We start from the raw sequence: 16,715 nt of genomic DNA, 5'->3' as shown, positions 1-16,715 counted from the left end.
TTTTTCTCGGTAGAGAGCAAGGGCAAGCCGGATGATTGAGCCGCTTTCGCATTCCACTTTCAATGAAGAGATCGACGGCGACACGCTGCACGAAGAGTGCGGCGTGTTCGGCATTCTTGGCCACGCCGATGCCTCCGCTCTGACTGCACTCGGCCTGCATGCGCTTCAGCATCGCGGCCAGGAGGCAGCAGGCATCGTCTCCTTCGATGGCAAGCGCTTCCATCAGGAACGCCATATGGGCCTCGTCGGCGATCATTATACCGATCCGGCAACCCTTGCCCGCCTGCCCGGCTCCATCGCGATTGGCCATACCCGCTACTCCACGACAGGCGAAGTGGCGATGCGCAACGTGCAGCCACTGTTTGCCGAGCTGGAAGAAGGCGGCATTTCGATTGCCCATAACGGCAATTTCACCAATGGCCTGACGCTTCGCCGCCAGATCATCGCCACCGGCGCCATCTGTCAGTCGACATCGGATACCGAAGTCGTGCTGCACCTCATCGCCCGTTCGCGTCACAGCTCCACTGCCGACCGTTTCATCGACGCCATCCGCCAGATGGAAGGCGGCTATTCGATGCTGGCGATGACCCGCACCAAGCTGATCGCAGCCCGCGACCCGATCGGCATCCGCCCGCTCGTCATGGGTGAGCTGGACGGCAAGCCGATCTTCTGCTCGGAGACCTGCGCTCTCGATATCATCGGCGCGAAATTCGTGCGTGACGTCGAAAACGGCGAAGTCATCATCTGCGAAATTCAGCCTGATGGTTCGATCACCATCGATGCGCGCAAGCCTTCGAAGCCGCAGCCGGAACGTCTCTGCCTGTTCGAATATGTCTATTTCGCCCGCCCCGATTCCGTCGTCGGCGGCCGCAACGTCTATACGACGCGCAAGAACATGGGCATGAACCTTGCCAAGGAAGCGCCGCTGGAAGCTGACGTTGTCGTTCCGGTGCCCGATGGCGGCACGCCGGCAGCACTTGGTTTTGCGCAGGAAAGCGGTATTCCGTTCGAATACGGCATCATCCGCAACCATTATGTCGGCCGTACCTTCATCGAGCCGACGCAGCAGATCCGCGCTTTTGGCGTCAAGCTCAAGCATTCCGCCAACCGGGCGATGATTGAAGGCAAGCGCGTGGTGCTGGTGGATGATTCGATCGTGCGCGGCACGACATCATTGAAGATCGTGCAGATGATCCGCGAAGCGGGCGCAAAAGAAGTGCATATCCGCGTTGCCAGCCCGATGATCTTCCATCCGGATTTCTACGGCATCGACACGCCTGATGCAGACAAGCTGCTCGCCAACCAATATGCCGATGTGGACGCCATGGCGAAATTCATTGGCGCCGATTCGCTTGCCTTCCTGTCGATCGACGGGCTTTACCGCGCCGTCGGTGGCGAGAACCGCAACAATGCGCGTCCGCAATTCACGGACCATTATTTTACCGGCGACTACCCTACCCGCCTTCTCGACCAGAACGGCGAGGCGATGGGCAGCAAGATTTCCGTGCTGGCCAGCAACGGCTGATAGTCTTGAAATAACAAGCGGCCACCGGCTTCCGGTGGCCGCTTTTTTGTGGCGGGCCATTGGAACCGTGCCCGCTGCGGCGTTTTGATCGCTTGCGGTTGGCGTCAGGCGCTTCATAAAACAAGCGGAATGAATTTCGGAGGGGGCAAAATGACCATCAATCTCAAGGGCAGGATCGCGCTCGTCACCGGCGCGTCGCGCGGTATCGGCTATTTCACGGCGCTGGAACTTGCCAAGGCCGGTGCGCATGTCATTGCCTGCGCCCGCACGGTCGGCGGCCTCGAGGATCTGGACGACGCCATCAAGGCCGTCGGCGGCACCGCGACGCTGGTTCCCTTCGATCTCGCCGATATGAACGCTATCGATGCGCTGGGCGCCAATATCTTTGAGCGCTGGGGCAAGCTCGATATTCTGGTCGCGAATGCCGGTGTTCTCGGCGTCATCTCGCCGGTCGGCCATATCGAGGCGAAAGTCTTCGAAAGGGTCATGACCATCAATGTCACCGCTACATGGCGGCTCATCCGCTCGGTCGAACCGTTGCTCCTGCGATCGGATGCCGGGCGCGCGTTGATCCTGTCTTCGGGTGCTGCCCATAGCTGTCGTCCCTTCTGGGGCGTTTATTCCACCTCCAAGGCCGCCGTTGAGGCACTTGCCCGCACCTGGGCTGCGGAAACCGATAAAACCGCGCTGCGCATCAACAGCATCAATCCCGGCGCGACACGTACCGCCATGCGCGCGCAGGCCATGCCCGGCGAAGACCCCGCAGACGTGCCGCACCCTTCTGAAGTTGCCGCCGCCATTGTTCAACTCGCTTCGCCTGAGCTTACCGAAACCGGCAAGCTCTTCGTGGTACGCGAGGGCAAATTCCTGGATTATCGCCAGCCTGAATAGGCTTTTGGTCAAGGCGGTCTCTTAAGGTGGTTCTGGCGCCTGCGAGAAACGCTTGACCGCGAAACACCGGCACGCCATAAGGCAAGGCATGAAAACAACGATCTGCACCTGCTGCTGAATAATTTTTGCTGGTTCACCACCGGCCAGATCGTTTTCGTCTCCCCGCAAGGTCCAACAGACAAACGGTCCGGCCAGGACAATTGACTGCCTTTAGGGAACGCCCGCATGTCCTTGCGCCTGAAACTCCACAACACCCTGACACGCGAAAAGACGGAATTTGCGCCGATCGACGCCGACAATGTGCGCATGTATGTCTGCGGACCAACGGTTTACGATTTCGCCCATATCGGCAATGCGCGCCCGGTCATCGTTTTCGATGTTCTTTACCGGCTGCTGCGCCACGTCTATGGCGAAAGCCATGTGACCTACGCTCGCAACATCACCGATCTCGACGACAAGATCAACGCAAGGGCGCTGCGCGACTATCCGCATCTGCCGCTGAACGACGCCATCCACGCGGTGACGAAAAAGACCGCCGACCAGTTCCATGAGGATGTGGCAGCACTCGGCTGCCTGCAGCCGACCGTTGAACCGCGCGCCACCGACTACATCGCCGAGATGATCGACATCATCGAGAAGCTGATCGCACGCGGCCATGCCTATGCGGCGGGCGGCGAAGTGCTGTTCGACACCCGCTCGATGGCCGATTACGGCCAGCTGTCCAAACGTCCGCTGGACGAACAGCAGGCCGGCGCGCGCGTGGCGGTGGAAGCCCACAAGAAGACCCCCGGCGATTTCGTGCTGTGGAAACTTTCCTCTCATAATGAGCCGGGCTGGGAAAGCCCCTGGGGCCGCGGCCGTCCGGGCTGGCACATCGAATGCTCGGCCATGGCCGGTCGCTACCTCGGCGAAGTGTTCGACATTCACGGCGGCGGGCTCGATCTCATCTTCCCGCATCACGAGAACGAAATCGCGCAATCCCGCTGCGCCCATGGCACGCAGGTGATGGCCAATGTGTGGATGCATAACGGCTTCGTGCAGGTGGAAGGCCGCAAGATGTCGAAGTCCGAGGGCAACTTCGTGACCATCTATGAATTGCTGCACACCGAAAAATTCGGCGGCCGCCAGTGGCCGGGCGAGGTTCTTCGCCTTGCCATGCTGATGACGCATTACCGCGAGCCAATCGATTTTTCGGTGAAGCGTCTCGAAGAGGCCGAACGTCTGCTCGCCAAGTGGCCGGCGGCCGAAGCCTCCGACGCCGCACCGGACGAAACCGTGCTAGATGCGCTTGCCGACGACCTGAACACGGTTGCCGCCGTGCAGGCGCTTCACGCGCTGGCACATGCCGCCAACACCGATCCTGCCCGCCTGCCCGCCTTCGCGGCCAGCGCCGCCCTGCTCGGCGTATTGCCGAAGAAGGCGGAAGTGGACGAGGCCATCGTTTCAGCCGTCGATGCTCTGGTGCAGCTGCGCCTTGAAATGCTGAAGGCGAAGAACTTTGCGGAGGCTGATCGTTTGCGCGACGAGCTTTCTGAAAAGGGCATTCAGTTGAAGGATGGCAAGGACAAGGAAACCGGGGAACGGACGACGACCTGGGAGTTGAAGCGGTAATTTGCTGCTGCGGCTTGGGGCTTACCCCCCTCTGCCCTGCCGGGCATCTCCCCCATAGGTGGGGAGATCGGCTAGAAGCACACTCCCCGCTCCATCCGCAGCGTCAGAGTTGGGCGAGCGGTCGCCGCGATTGATCTCCCCACCTGTGGGGGAGATGCCCGGCAGGGCAGAGGGGGGCCGACGGTCACCACAATCCGCTTGCGGTTTTGAGTTACCTCAACCAATCTAAGTTGAGGCACTAAACAGCGAGCCATATCATGCCGCATGCAGACGTAGATCCGATGCATCGCCAATATGCGAAACAGATGCGTAAAGTCATGACGGATGCCGAGCTGAAGCTCTGGAATGCCATTCGCGCTCATCGCCTTGAACAAATAAGTTTTCGCAGACAAATGCCGATTGCCGGCTTTATCGTTGATTTCGCCTGTTCGGATCATCGTCTGATTGTTGAGGTCGACGGTTCTCAACACACATCTGAAGCGGCACTGCGCTATGATCAGGCAAGAACTGCGCGGCTTCAGGAAGACGGCTGGACAGTCCTCCGTTTCTGGAACGAGGATATCCTCAGAGACATCGACAATGTCTGTCTCCACATTATCCGAACGGTGAAGGAGAGCCAACCATGACCACCTACACCGGCGGATGCCAGTGCGGTGCGATCCGTTTTCGCGCCAGCGGGGAGTTGAAAGACAGTTCCGTCTGCCACTGCCGCATGTGCCAGAAGGCTTTCGGGGCCTATTACGCGCCGCTGGTTTCGGTGCGTGAGGTCGAATTCGAATGGACGCGCGGCGAACCCAAGCGTTTCCAGTCCTCCAGCGTCGTCAAGCGCGGCTTCTGCCCCGAATGCGGCACGCCGCTGACCTATGAGGCGCCGGATGGCATGGCGGTTGCGGCCGGTGCTTTCGACGATCCCGCCGCCTTGCCGCCCACCATTCAGTGGGGTGTGGAACGCAAGATCGATTTCGTCGACAGCATCCACACGCTACCCGCCGTCCCAACGGAAGACGATCTGACCTCGGTCGACTACCTGACCAACCTCGTTTCCTACCAGCACCCCGACCACGACACCGAGAGCTGGCCCCCGGAGAATAAACGATGAGCGAAACAGGCTTTTCCGGCGGCTGCCAGTGCGGCGCCGTGCGGTTTCATGCGGGCAAGATCGGTCGCCCCTCCATTTGCCATTGCCGCATGTGCCAGAAGCATTTCGGCAATTTCTTCGGTGCGCTCGTCACCGCCGATCAGGCGCATCTGACATGGACGCGCGGCCAGCCTTCCCTCTTCCGTTCATCTGCGAAAATCCATCGCGGCTTCTGCAACAAATGCGGCACGCCGCTGACCTACCATTATCCTGGCGGCGTAGAGATTGCGATCGGCGCTTTCGATCAGCCGGAGCGGATCGAACCGCAGGTGCAGGTCAATATCCACAAGCGCATGCCCTGGATCGAGCAGCTGTTTTCCAAACCTGCAATCGAGCAGAGCGTCGATGAGGCTGATATCACCTCCTTCCAGCACCCGGACCACGACACCAAGGTCTGGCCGCCGGAAGACGACCGCGCATGAACGGTTCAGAAAGCTTCAGCGGCGGATGCCAGTGTGGCGCCGTGCGTTACCGGATCGATGGCGGGTTGCGTTATCCGCATCTGTGTCATTGCCGCATGTGCCAGAAGGCATCGGGCAACTATTTCATGCCGCTTGCCGCAAGTACCCGCGCGAAGTTTGAAATGACCCGTGGCGAGCCTTCGTGGTTCCAGTCGTCCGATCACGTGCGGCGCGGTTTTTGCGGACGGTGCGGCACACCGCTTTTCTATGACATGCCGGACGCCGATTTCATCAACATCACGCTTGGTTCGCTGGACGAGCCGGAGCTGATAAAGCCCGAGGCGCAATCAAATCTCGACAGCAAAATGCATTGGTTCGGGGACCTTGACGGCTTGCCGGTCGAGCCGGAAGCTGCGCCGGATGAAAACCGGCTACCGGTCAACAACCGGCAACACCCGGATCGTGACACGGCCGAATGGCCACCCGAAGGAAAGTAAGACATGACCGAAGAATTGCGCAGCTTTTACCCCGAGATCGAACCCTTCGAGAGCGGCATGCTCGATGTTGGCGATGGGCACACCATCTATTGGGAACGGGTTGGTACACGCGGTGCGAAACCGGCGGTTTTCCTGCATGGCGGTCCGGGCGGCGGAGTAAACCCCACGCATCGCCGCGTTTTTGACCCGGCACTTTACGACGTCATCCTGTTCGATCAGCGCGGCTGCGGTCGCTCCACGCCGCATGCGGAACTGGAAGCCAACACCACCTGGCATCTGGTTGCCGACATTGAAAGGCTCCGTGCGCTGTGCGGCTTTGAAAAATGGCTGGTTTTCGGCGGCTCCTGGGGCTCGACGCTGGCGCTTGCCTATGCCGAGACTCATCCCGAACGCGTGAGCGACCTGGTGCTGCGCGGCATCTACACGGTTACCAGGCCGGAACTGGACTGGTATTACCAGTTCGGCGTTTCTGAAATGTATCCCGATCGCTGGGAAAACTTCATCGCGCCAATTCCTGAAACCGAGCGCGGCGAGATGATGCAGGCCTATAACCGCTATCTCACCGGTACGGACGAAGCCAAGAAACTCGAATGCGCGCGAGCATGGAGCCAATGGGAAGGCGCAACCATCGCCCTTGTTACCGATCCGGCGCGCGTCGAGGATTTCGGCGAGGATAAATACGCCATCGCCTTCGCACGCATCGAGAACCACTTCTTCGTCAATGGCGGCTGGCTGGAGGAAGGGCAATTGCTGCGCGATACCAACAAGCTTCGCGATATTCCGGGCGTCATCGTGCACGGGCGTTACGATATGCCCTGCCCGCTGAAATATGCCTGGCAGCTTGCCAAGGCCTGGCCGAAGGCGGATTTCCATATTGTCGAGGCAGCCGGGCATGCGCTGAGCGAACCGGGTATTCTTGACCAGCTGATCCGCGCAACCGATCGTTTCGGGGGGAAATAGGCCGGCCTTTCAGATGCTTGAAGCGACCTGATGAGATAACGATTCACGCAGATTTTCGTGCGTGGATCATCCCTCCTGTCGCAAAGTCGCCTGTTTCAAGGGCAAATCGCCTTTTATTCATGCAGTTTTTCTCATGAACGCTTCACGGAAATGAATTGGCCCGCGCTACGCCGATCCGTTATGAAGGGCCATCCCTAATAATTGGCGGTACTCCCATGGCACTCGATAAAACGCTTCCGGCCCAAGAGGGCGGCGATAGCGCACGCGGTTTTGCTTTCGCGCTCTCCGCATATCTGCTGTGGGGATTCCTTCCCATCTACATGAAGGCGGTTGCGCATATATCGCCGATAGAGGTCATCGTGCACCGCGTCATCTGGTCGGTGCCGATCGGCGCCGCCGTCCTCATCGCTCTCGGTCGCACGGCGGAAATCCGCACTGCGCTGAAAACCCCTAAAATGCTCGCCATGGCAAGCCTCACAGCCGCGCTCATCAGCATCAACTGGGGCATCTATATCTGGGCGATCGGCGCGGGCCGCGCACTCGATGCCGCGCTCGGCTATTTTATCAATCCGCTGTTCAGCATCTTCCTTGGCGCCGTACTGCTCAAGGAAAAGCTTTATCCGGCGCAGATCGCCGCCATCGGCCTCGTGGGGCTGGCCGTTGCGATCCTCACCTGGCATGCGGGCAGCCTGCCATGGGTTTCCATCGCGCTTACAGTGTCCTGGGGTTTTTACGCCTTCTTCCGCAAGACGCTGCCAATCGGCGCCACACAGGGCTTCCTGCTTGAAGTCATGCTTCTTTCCGTTCCGGCCGTGCTGGTGCTGGCCTGGCTTGCCATTAGCGGACAGGCGCATTTCATGGCCGGCAATGCGACCGATACCTGGCTGCTTGCGGCCAGCGGCATCGTCACCGCCGTTCCGCTTATTCTTTACGGCAATGGTGCAAAGCTTCTGCGGCTGTCGACCATCGGCATCATGCAATATATCGCGCCGACGATGATCTTCCTCATCGCCATCTTCATCTTCAAGGAACCGTTCGACATGGTGCGGATGGCGGCCTTTGCAATGATCTGGGTGGCGCTGGCGATCTATACCGCATCGAGCCTGATGCGGCTGAAGCGATAACCTTTCGCGTCATGCCACCTCTCCACATTCCCGTATCTGTCACGGAAATGTGGGTCTTCAATAATCGACCAGCAATTGCGGTGTCGCGTCATAACCGAAGCGCGGTTTGACGCCGAGAAGTCCAGCCGTCTGCGTGATGATTTCGCGGGTCATGGGTGCGGCCGTCGAGGCAGCCGTGCGTCCTCCGTTTACGCCGGTCCTGGGGGCGTCGATCATCGTCAGCACGACATATTTCGGCTTGTGCATCGGAAAACCGGCAACGAAGGCGTTGAAGTTGATGTCCTTGGCATAACGGCCATTGATGACCTTATCGGCGGTTCCGGTCTTGCCGCCAACGTGAAATCCCTCCACCTGCGCACCCCTGCCCGAACCCTTGATACCGTTCCAGTTGAAAAGGTAACGCATATCGGCGCTTGTCTTTCCGTTGATGACGGTGCGGGAAAGCACAGCCGCATCCTCTCGGGAACGCGGCAGGAAGGTCGGCGAAATAAGGCTGCCGCCATTGATGAGCGCAGCTGCCGCCACCGCCGTCTGCAAAGGCGTAGTGGCAACGCCATGGCCGAAGGAAATGGTGACGGAATTGATCTTCTTCCATGTCCTCGGCTGGGTTGGCGTGGCAACGCCGGGCATTTCCGTGTCCATTCTGGAGAGAAGCCCCAGTTTCGTCAGGAACTGCTGGTGGCCTTCGACCCCGACCTTGTCGGCAACAGCCGCCGTGCCGATATTCGATGAATATTGAAACACTTCCGGGATCGACAGCGGGCGGTTCCTGCCCTTGAAATCCTTGATGGTGAAGCCTCCCATGCGGATGGGCCGCGACGCGTCAACCACCGAGTTGAGCGTTATGGCCCCTGCATCCAGTCCCATGGCAAGTGTGAAGCTCTTGAAGGTGGATCCCATCTCGAAGGTCGCATTGCTCATGCGGTTGAACCAGCCCTTTTCATACTCCCTGTCGATGCTACCATCGGCAAGGGTGCGGGAAGGCTCGTTCGGGTCGTAATCCGGCACCGACGCCATGGCCAGCACCTCTCCTGTCTCCACATCCAGTATCACTGAACCGGCAGCCTCCGCCTGATAGGCGGTTTTCGCCTTGAGCACGACCTCACGCACGATGTTCTGCACCCGCAGATCGATCGACAACTTCACCGGCTCCAGCGGTGCACCGCTGGCAAGGCCGGTCGCGCGCAGGTCGGCCAGGCCCTGCTGGTCGAGATAACGTTCCATCCCCGCAAGGCCCTGATTGTCGACATTGACGTGGCCGATGATATGCGAGGCTGCGGGACCACCCGGATAGAAGCGCCGTTTCTCCGGACGGAAACCGATGCCGGGGATGCCGAGGTTGAGAATATCGGCCTGCTGGCGCGGCGTCAGCTGGCGCCGCAGCCATTGAAAGCCGGTGTCCGAGCGCAATCTGCGGTGCGTCTCGCGCCAGTCGAGATTGGGGATGACGGTTGCGAGCTTCTCGACAACCTCATCCGCGTCCACGATCCGGCGCGGATCCGCATAAAGCGACACCATGTTGAGATCAGTCGCGAGCAGCGTGCCGTTGCGGTCGAGGATATCGGGACGGGACGCGACTGCGGTAGCGCCGGTATTGATCCATGCGGTCGCAATGGGTTCAGCAAGGCCGTATTGGACCAGTCGCGCCGCAACGACGCCATAGATAACGGCAAAGACGGCGATCAATATTCCGAGCCGCTTTTTCGCGTCCACCCGGCGGCGGGCAGCGGAACCGAGGATCGCATCCCTGCCCTGAAACGGACTTCTCTGAATAATAAAATGCGTCCGGCTTTTCAGCCGCACCAAAAAAGCAATCATTCCCCAATGAGCCCCGCTATCATGGCGGCGAAAATCAAATTCCGCGCTCAGCCTACGCCTTGTAGACGCTGGCACAGGATCGGGCGCGGAGCCATGAAAACAGCGGGCGGGGCGATGCCGCAGTCAAATCTCTATTAATATACACTTAAAATTGTAACGAACCGCGTGGCGGCCCGTTAACATTTATCCGATGCCTAGAGACGGGAGATTACCGAGGGGTCGCCTTCCGGGTTCTGCTGCGCAAGCGCCCGGTCGATGATGGCGGGCACGATGTCCTTCACCTCATCGATGACCAGCGGGTTCAGAAGATGGGCGCGATGGATGAAACCCTGATCGCGCATATGCTGCACGAGTTCCAGCATCGGGTTCCAGAAGCCGTTGATATTGGCGAAGACAATCGGCTTGGCGTGACGACCGAGCTGCGCCCAGGTCATGATTTCGACGATCTCTTCCAGCGTGCCGACACCGCCCGGCAGCGTTACGAAAGCATCCGAGCGCTCAAACATCATATGTTTGCGCTCATGCATGTCCTTGGTGACGATAAGCTCGTTCAATTGTCCGAGAGAATGGCGTGTAGCCTCCATATCGACCAGAAATTCAGGTATGATACCCGTTACTTCGCCGCCGTTGGAAAGAACGCCGCTGGCGACCGCGCCCATGATGCCCTTGGTGCCACCGCCATAGACCAGGCGAATGCCGTTTTCGGCAATGGATTTCCCAAGCGCGCGGCCTGCTTCCATGTGAGCCGGATCACGTCCGGGCTGGGAGCCGCAATAAACGCAGATGGATCGAATCGCTGTATTTTTGTCCGTCATGAGGGGAAGGAACTATGCCGGATGCGACACGTCAAGAAAATTTGGGAAATCCCTTGCAAATATGGCCTTTTACGGCCACGCCGCTTGTCTGGGGCAAGGTAAGACGCTAGCAATCTCAACTCGTGTAAAAAGCTTACAATACCCGGAGATTCCAGGATGAAAAACAATAAAGCCGGTTTGCTGGCACTGATCGTGCTGGGCATCGCGTCCCTGCTCATGATCTTTTTCGTCCTGCCTAGAATTTCCAATGACGGCAAACCGATCGGCGATGCCATCAACGAAGCGGGCAACGCGGTGAAGAACAGCGTTGAAATGGGCAGCGACAAGGCGGGCGACATCCTGTCCGACGCCGCTCAGGAGACTGCCAATATCGCCGACAAGGTCGGACGCCTTGCGGCTTCCGCAACCCAGTCGATCAAGGATCTGACCACGCTTTTCGCCGACAGCAAGGTTCCGTCCGACGCCGACTTTGCGGCAGCACGCAAGAAGGTCGAGGCATCGCTCAAGGAACTGACCAATATCGAAATTCCCGAGACGCTGGATGAAACGACGTCGCGCCTCATCACCACGGCGCGCACTGCGGCCGAACGCACCACCGCTTTCCTGCGCGGTCTGCCCGATAGTGCAGCGGCGGCGGCAGCACAGGTTCGCCGTCTGGCGGGTGTCTTCACCGGCACCGACGATGGCGCTGCACAGCAGCCCCAACCCGCCGCTCCTGCCGCCGATGCAGCGCAGGCCACATCGGGCGCACCGACCTTTGACGTGCTTCGCGTAGAACCTGATGGTTCGGCTGTGGTCGCGGGCAAGGCACAGCCCGGCTCCAAGCTTGAAATTCTCAGCAACGGCAAGGTGATCGCGCAGACGACCATCGACGGATCGGGCGATTTCGCCGCCGTTTTCGATAATCCCCTGCCACCGGGCGACCATGAGCTGGTGCTGCGCTCGACCGACGCCAGCGGCAAGGCAACGCAATCCGAAGAAGTCGCAACCGTTTCCGTGCCCAACGGCAAGGCGGGCGAACTCTTGGCAATGGTGTCCAAGCCCGGTGAAGCAAGCCGCGTGCTGGCAATGCCGGAGGCGGCACCTTCAGCACTCCAGCCCCCGCAAGCCGCGCAACCAGGCCAGTCGGCAACAGCTGCCGCCACCACGACGCCCGCGCCTGCCGCTGGTACCCCGGCTCCGTCCGCTGCCGCCGCTCCGTTGACTTCGACCGTTCAGGTGACCGCCGTCGAATTCGAAGGCTCGAAGATTTTCGTTGCGGGTTCCGCGCCTGCCGCTTCGAGCGTACGCGCGCTGGTCGACGACAAGGAAATCGGCAAAAGCACCACGGAGGCCTCCGGCCATTTCGTCATCGAGGGCAATGTCGATCTTTCCGTCGGCAGCCATATCATCACTGTCGAGGAGTTGAATGCCGACGGCACGGTGAAGGTGCGCGTGCGCGTTCCTTTCGAGCGCCCGCAGACCGACCAGGCAACCGTCGCCATGCAGGCACCGTCCGCAACGCCCTCCGTCGCCACGACGACCGCACCCGCTGAAAATCAGAGCACAGCAAGCGACCGCGCTGCATTCGAAAAGCTGCGCACGGATGTCGCCAAGGCCTTCGGCATTCTGTCCAATCTTTACAAGGATCAGGCCACACCGGCGCTCGACCAGGCCATTGCGGGCCGCTCCGCCGTGGTGATCGGCCTCAAGTCGCTCTCCGAGTTCCGCACTGCCGCCGGCACCGAGCCGTCCTTTACCGCCTTTGCCGGCGATATCGCCGCCAAGGCACGTCAGTTGCTGACATCGGTAGAGGCGTGGCCGAACGACGTTGCCGGGATCGGCAAGGGCATCGCCACGCTGGCAAGCCGTCTTGCCGACATCCACATCATCGCGCCGCCCGCACCTGCACCGCAGGCGCCCGCCGGTCCGCAGACCTTCGAGCAGCCGCCGCTTGCCGAAAGCCAGAACAGCGTCATCATCCGCCGCGGCGATACGCTGTGGCAGATTTCCCGCCGCGTTTACGGACAGGGCGTGCGTTACACCACGATCTACCTCGCCAACGAGGATCAGATCAAAAATCCTGACCTGATCGAGCCCGGCCAGATTTTCGGTGTGCCGGAGAAGGCCCTGCCGAATGCGGAAGAACTTCATCGCAAGCGTCTGAAGAGCGGCTCCTGATCGTTCAAGACATTGCGGTGACCCCGCAACAACCCTACCTGTGACAAGCGCGGCGGCTTTCCAAAGCCGCCGCCCTGCTGTCGGCTTCCGGCAGTGCCCGGAGCAAATGATGGCCACGAAGAAAAAAACCATTTCGGCGGATTCCAGCAATCCCACGCAGACCCTCATCAACCTCTGGCCCTACATGTGGCCGGAAGGCCGCCTTGACCTGAAAATGCGGGTGATCTGGGCGACGGCGTTCCTCGTTGTCGCCAAGCTGGTGCTGATCCTCGTTCCCTATTTCTTCAAATGGGCAACGGATGCGCTGAACGGCAAGCTGGACATGGTCGGGCTGGTTCCGGCCTTTCTGCTCGGTGCTGTCGCGCTTGTCATCGCCTATAATCTGACGCGGCTGATACAGGTCGGGCTCAACCAGCTGCGCGATTCGCTGTTTGCCAGCGTCGGCCAGCATGCCGTGCGCCAGCTCGCCTACAGAACCTTTGTGCACATGCACAGGCTTTCCCTGCGCTTCCATCTGGAGCGCAAGACCGGCGGGCTTTCGCGGGTTATCGAGCGTGGGACCAAGGGCATCGAAACCATTGTCCGTTTCACCATTCTCAACACCGCACCGACCTTCATCGAATTCCTGCTGACGGCGATCATTTTCTGGACCTCCTACGGCTTTTCCTATGTGCTGGTCACGGTTGTCACCGTCTGGGCCTATATCTGGTTCACCGTGCGGGCCAGCAACTGGCGCATCTCCATTCGCCGCGCCATGAACGACAGCGACACCGATGCCAACACCAAGGCGATCGACTCACTGTTGAACTTCGAAACCGTCAAATATTTCGGCAATGAGGAGATGGAGGCGAAGCGCTTTGACGTCGCCATGGAGCGTTACGAAAAATCGGCGATCTCGATCTGGACGTCGCTCGGCTGGCTGAACTTCGGCCAGGGCGTGATCTTCGGCATCGGCTCCACGGTCATGATGGTGATGTCGGCGCTTGCGGTGCAGCGCGGCGAGCAGACCATTGGCGATTTCGTGTTCATCAACGCGCTTCTGCTACAGCTTTCGGTACCGCTGAACTTCATCGGCTTCGTCTATCGTGAAATTCGCCAGGGATTGACCGACATCGAACAGATGTTCGAACTTCTCGAGGTCGAGGCCGAGGTTACCGACAGGGCGGATGCAAAGCCGCTTGTGGCCGGACCGGGTGCCATCTCCTTCCGCGACGTGCATTTCGCCTACGATCCGGAAAGGCCGATCCTGAAGGGCGTTTCCTTCAATGTGCCGGCGGGCAAGACGGTGGCGATCGTCGGTCCTTCGGGTGCCGGAAAATCGACGATCTCGCGGTTGCTTTATCGTTTCTACGATATTCAGGAAGGCGCCGTCACCATCGACGGACAGGACATTCGCGACGTGACGCAAAAGAGCCTGCGCTCGATGATCGGCATGGTGCCGCAGGATACCGTGCTGTTCAACGATACGCTCGCCTACAACATCCGTTACGGACGCCCTTCGGCAACGACCGAGGAGGTCACGGCAGCGGCGGATGCGGCCCAGATCAGCGCCTTCATCGGCAAGCTGCCGGAGGGTTACGCCACCATGGTCGGCGAACGGGGCTTGAAACTTTCCGGCGGCGAAAAGCAGCGCGTGGCGATTGCCCGAACCATTCTGAAAGCGCCGCCGATCCTCATTCTCGATGAAGCGACCTCTGCGCTGGACACCCATACGGAACAGGAAATCCAGAGCGCGCTTGATATCGTTTCGAAAAACCGCACGACGCTGGTCATCGCCCACCGGCTCTCCACCGTCATCAGTGCCGATGAAATCATCGTGCTGAAGGAAGGGCTTATCGCCGAGCGTGGAACCCACGCCTCGCTGATGGCGCAGAACGGGCTTTATGCCTCGATGTGGAGCCGCCAGCGCGAAGCGATCCGCGCAGAGGAAATGCTGCGCCATGTTCGAGAAACCGACGATCTTGGCGTTGTGGACCGCGGCGAACCCGCGCATTGACGGGCATAAACCCCTGACAACAGGGCGGCACACCAACCGGACCATTGCCGGGCGGGGAGTTTGGCTGTAACCAGCTAAGCGAACTTTGTCGCATGCCCGTATGGATGATGTCGTATCACGACCATATACAGACGCGGCAGGCGGAAACCGGAGCAAGGAAACTTATGAATCTGTTCGACACCATTCGCAACACCATCGTACCGATCCACAAGGAAGGCTACGTCTTCGTGGCCGCCTTCTTCGTCGCATCGCTGGTGCTCGGCTGGATATCGGAACCGCTGTTCTGGGTCGGTCTGGTGCTGACGGCCTGGTGCGCCTACTTCTTCCGCGACCCCGAGCGCGTGACGCCGCAGGATGACGACCTGATCATCAGCCCTGCCGATGGCAAGGTGTCCGCCATCCAGACCGTCGTTCCGCCGCTGGAGCTGGAACTCGGCAAGGAGCCGATGGTGCGCATTTCGGTGTTCATGAACGTGTTCAACTGCCATGTGAACCGCGCGCCCGTGCGCGGCCGCATCGTCAATGTCGCCTACCGCCCCGGCCTCTTCCTCAATGCGGAAGTGGACAAGGCCTCCGAAGACAATGAGCGCAACGGCCTCGTCATCGAGACAGCGCATGGCAAGGTTGGCGTGGTGCAGATTGCCGGCATGGTCGCCCGCCGTATCGTCTGCTGGGTCAAGCCGAATGAACCAGTTGATGCCGGCGAGCGTTTCGGTCTTATTCGTTTCGGTTCGCGCCTCGATATCTTCCTTCCCGAAGGTTTTCAGCCGCGCGTTTCGGTGGGCCAGACGGCAATTGCCGGCGAAACGGTTCTGGCCGAGTTCGGCTCCGCCAAGGGTCCGGTCCTTAGCCGTCGCGGCTGACGAAAACAGGAAGGGCATGCGCCATGGAAACGCCGATCTCGGAGCCGCAACAGAACGGAAAACATGAGGGCCGCAACGACAGCGGTCGTGGGCCGCGCCTGAGGGAAATTCCCTTTCGCCTCGTGATACCCAACCTCATCACCGTTCTGGCCATCTGCGCGGGCCTGAGCGGCGTGCGCCTTGCCATAGAAGGCCGCTTCGAGCTGGCCGTGGGCATGGTGCTGCTTGCCGCCTTCCTCGACGGCATCGACGGGCGCATCGCCCGGATGATGAAGGCGACATCCAAATTCGGCGAACAGATGGATAGTCTGGCCGATATCGTCAATTTCGGTGTCGCTCCTGCCCTCGTCGTCTATATCTATCTGCTCGATCAGGCGCGTTCGATCGGCTGGATCGCCGCCCTCATCTACGTGATTGCCGCAGGCCTTCGTCTGGCGCGCTTTAACGTCATGATCGAGCGCCCGGTGAAGGCGCCGTGGCAGAACGAATTTTTCGTGGGCGTTCCGGCGCCGATGGGCGCCATGCTGGTGCTTCTGCCTGTTTATCTCGGCTTCCTTGGTGTCGAGCCGGGCAAGCCCTTCGCCTATATCGCCGCCGCCTACACCGTGTTGATCGGTTATCTTCTCATCAGCCGCCTGCCGGTCTGGTCGGGAAAGTCAGGTACCAGCCGCATTCGCCGCGATCTCGTGCTGCCGATGATCCTCGTCGTCGTGCTTTACGTCGCGATGCTGATGAGCTTCACCTGGGAAGTACTGGTTCTGACGGTGGCCGCCTATCTCGTCTTCATCCCCATCAGCGCCCGCCTGTGGCACCGCCGTTACGGCACGCTGACGATTGAGGAAGACGCGCATGACGACGCCAATGGCGGCAACGGCCTCGATCGCGGTATTTGAAACCGCAGGTATTATTTTTCTCC

Annotated in this window: 15 protein-coding genes; 13 read left to right on the top strand and 2 right to left on the bottom strand. The window is 60.0% G+C overall.

The window, feature by feature from the left end:
- The first annotated feature begins 31 nt into the window (after nucleotides 1-31).
- The 9 genes from purF to rarD all read left to right on the top strand — a co-directional run bounded on the left by purF (nucleotide 32) and on the right by rarD (nucleotide 8,147).
- Entirely contained in the window at nucleotides 32-1,525 is a 1,494-nt protein-coding gene (gene purF / locus CRO62_RS22990; protein WP_003512343.1) for an amidophosphoribosyltransferase, read from the top strand.
- Between the two features lie 150 nt (nucleotides 1,526-1,675).
- Nucleotides 1,676-2,416: an SDR family NAD(P)-dependent oxidoreductase gene (locus tag CRO62_RS22985; RefSeq protein WP_019565381.1), complete on the top strand. Its 741-nt coding sequence runs from the start codon at nucleotides 1,676-1,678 to the stop codon at nucleotides 2,414-2,416.
- A gap of 225 nt (nucleotides 2,417-2,641) precedes the next feature.
- Nucleotides 2,642-4,027, top strand: a complete 1,386-nt coding sequence (cysS, locus tag CRO62_RS22980; RefSeq protein ID WP_097102106.1) for a cysteine--tRNA ligase — start codon at nucleotides 2,642-2,644, stop codon at nucleotides 4,025-4,027.
- A gap of 257 nt (nucleotides 4,028-4,284) precedes the next feature.
- On the top strand, nucleotides 4,285-4,653 hold the full coding sequence (locus CRO62_RS22975; protein ID WP_097102104.1) for an endonuclease domain-containing protein: 369 nt from the start codon (nucleotides 4,285-4,287) through the stop codon (nucleotides 4,651-4,653).
- Nucleotides 4,650-5,126, top strand: a complete 477-nt coding sequence (locus CRO62_RS22970) for a GFA family protein (protein ID WP_097102102.1) — start codon at nucleotides 4,650-4,652, stop codon at nucleotides 5,124-5,126. The genes CRO62_RS22975 and CRO62_RS22970 overlap by 4 nt, the downstream gene beginning before the upstream one ends.
- Nucleotides 5,123-5,587, top strand: a complete 465-nt coding sequence (locus CRO62_RS22965) for a GFA family protein (RefSeq protein WP_097102099.1) — start codon at nucleotides 5,123-5,125, stop codon at nucleotides 5,585-5,587. The genes CRO62_RS22970 and CRO62_RS22965 overlap by 4 nt, the downstream gene beginning before the upstream one ends.
- Nucleotides 5,584-6,063, top strand: coding sequence for a GFA family protein (locus CRO62_RS22960; protein WP_097102097.1), 480 nt, complete (start codon nucleotides 5,584-5,586; stop codon nucleotides 6,061-6,063). Before CRO62_RS22965 ends, CRO62_RS22960 begins: the two co-directional genes overlap by 4 nt.
- A 3-nt stretch (nucleotides 6,064-6,066) precedes the next feature.
- On the top strand, nucleotides 6,067-7,023 hold the full coding sequence (gene pip, locus CRO62_RS22955) for a prolyl aminopeptidase (RefSeq protein ID WP_097102094.1): 957 nt from the start codon (nucleotides 6,067-6,069) through the stop codon (nucleotides 7,021-7,023).
- A gap of 215 nt (nucleotides 7,024-7,238) precedes the next feature.
- Nucleotides 7,239-8,147, top strand: coding sequence for an EamA family transporter RarD (gene rarD, locus CRO62_RS22950; protein ID WP_003512314.1), 909 nt, complete (start codon nucleotides 7,239-7,241; stop codon nucleotides 8,145-8,147).
- A gap of 57 nt (nucleotides 8,148-8,204) precedes the next feature.
- Here rarD and CRO62_RS22945 read toward each other — a convergent pair whose 3' ends face one another.
- Nucleotides 8,205-9,965 carry a peptidoglycan D,D-transpeptidase FtsI family protein gene (locus tag CRO62_RS22945; protein WP_097102092.1) on the bottom strand — a complete coding sequence of 587 codons (1,761 nt, stop codon included), beginning with the start codon at nucleotides 9,963-9,965 and terminating at the stop codon, nucleotides 8,205-8,207.
- Between the two features lie 194 nt (nucleotides 9,966-10,159).
- On the bottom strand, nucleotides 10,160-10,780 hold the full coding sequence (locus CRO62_RS22940) for a TIGR00730 family Rossman fold protein (protein WP_003512311.1): 621 nt from the start codon (nucleotides 10,778-10,780) through the stop codon (nucleotides 10,160-10,162).
- A gap of 156 nt (nucleotides 10,781-10,936) precedes the next feature.
- Here CRO62_RS22940 and CRO62_RS22935 point away from each other — a divergent pair, with 156 nt between their 5' ends.
- From CRO62_RS22935 to pssA, 4 genes are all read left to right on the top strand, one after another.
- Complete coding sequence (locus tag CRO62_RS22935) at nucleotides 10,937-12,940, top strand: LysM peptidoglycan-binding domain-containing protein (protein WP_097102090.1); 2,004 nt, start codon at nucleotides 10,937-10,939, stop codon at nucleotides 12,938-12,940.
- A 109-nt stretch (nucleotides 12,941-13,049) separates the two neighbouring features.
- Nucleotides 13,050-14,936: an ABCB family ABC transporter ATP-binding protein/permease gene (locus CRO62_RS22930; protein WP_097102088.1), complete on the top strand. Its 1,887-nt coding sequence runs from the start codon at nucleotides 13,050-13,052 to the stop codon at nucleotides 14,934-14,936.
- 164 nt (nucleotides 14,937-15,100) lie between these two features.
- Complete coding sequence (locus tag CRO62_RS22925; RefSeq protein WP_003512305.1) at nucleotides 15,101-15,799, top strand: phosphatidylserine decarboxylase; 699 nt, start codon at nucleotides 15,101-15,103, stop codon at nucleotides 15,797-15,799.
- A gap of 23 nt (nucleotides 15,800-15,822) precedes the next feature.
- Complete coding sequence (gene pssA / locus CRO62_RS22920) at nucleotides 15,823-16,692, top strand: CDP-diacylglycerol--serine O-phosphatidyltransferase (protein ID WP_097102085.1); 870 nt, start codon at nucleotides 15,823-15,825, stop codon at nucleotides 16,690-16,692.
- Nucleotides 16,693-16,715: the final 23 nt, after the last annotated feature.

Origin of the sequence: Rhizobium sp. AN6A (assembly GCF_900215635.1) — a bacterium.
Classification (GTDB): Bacteria; Pseudomonadota; Alphaproteobacteria; order Rhizobiales; family Rhizobiaceae; genus Agrobacterium; species Agrobacterium tumefaciens.
The sequence above is the reverse complement of the archived record's forward strand: the minus strand, read 5'-3'. Positions and strand labels throughout refer to the sequence as shown.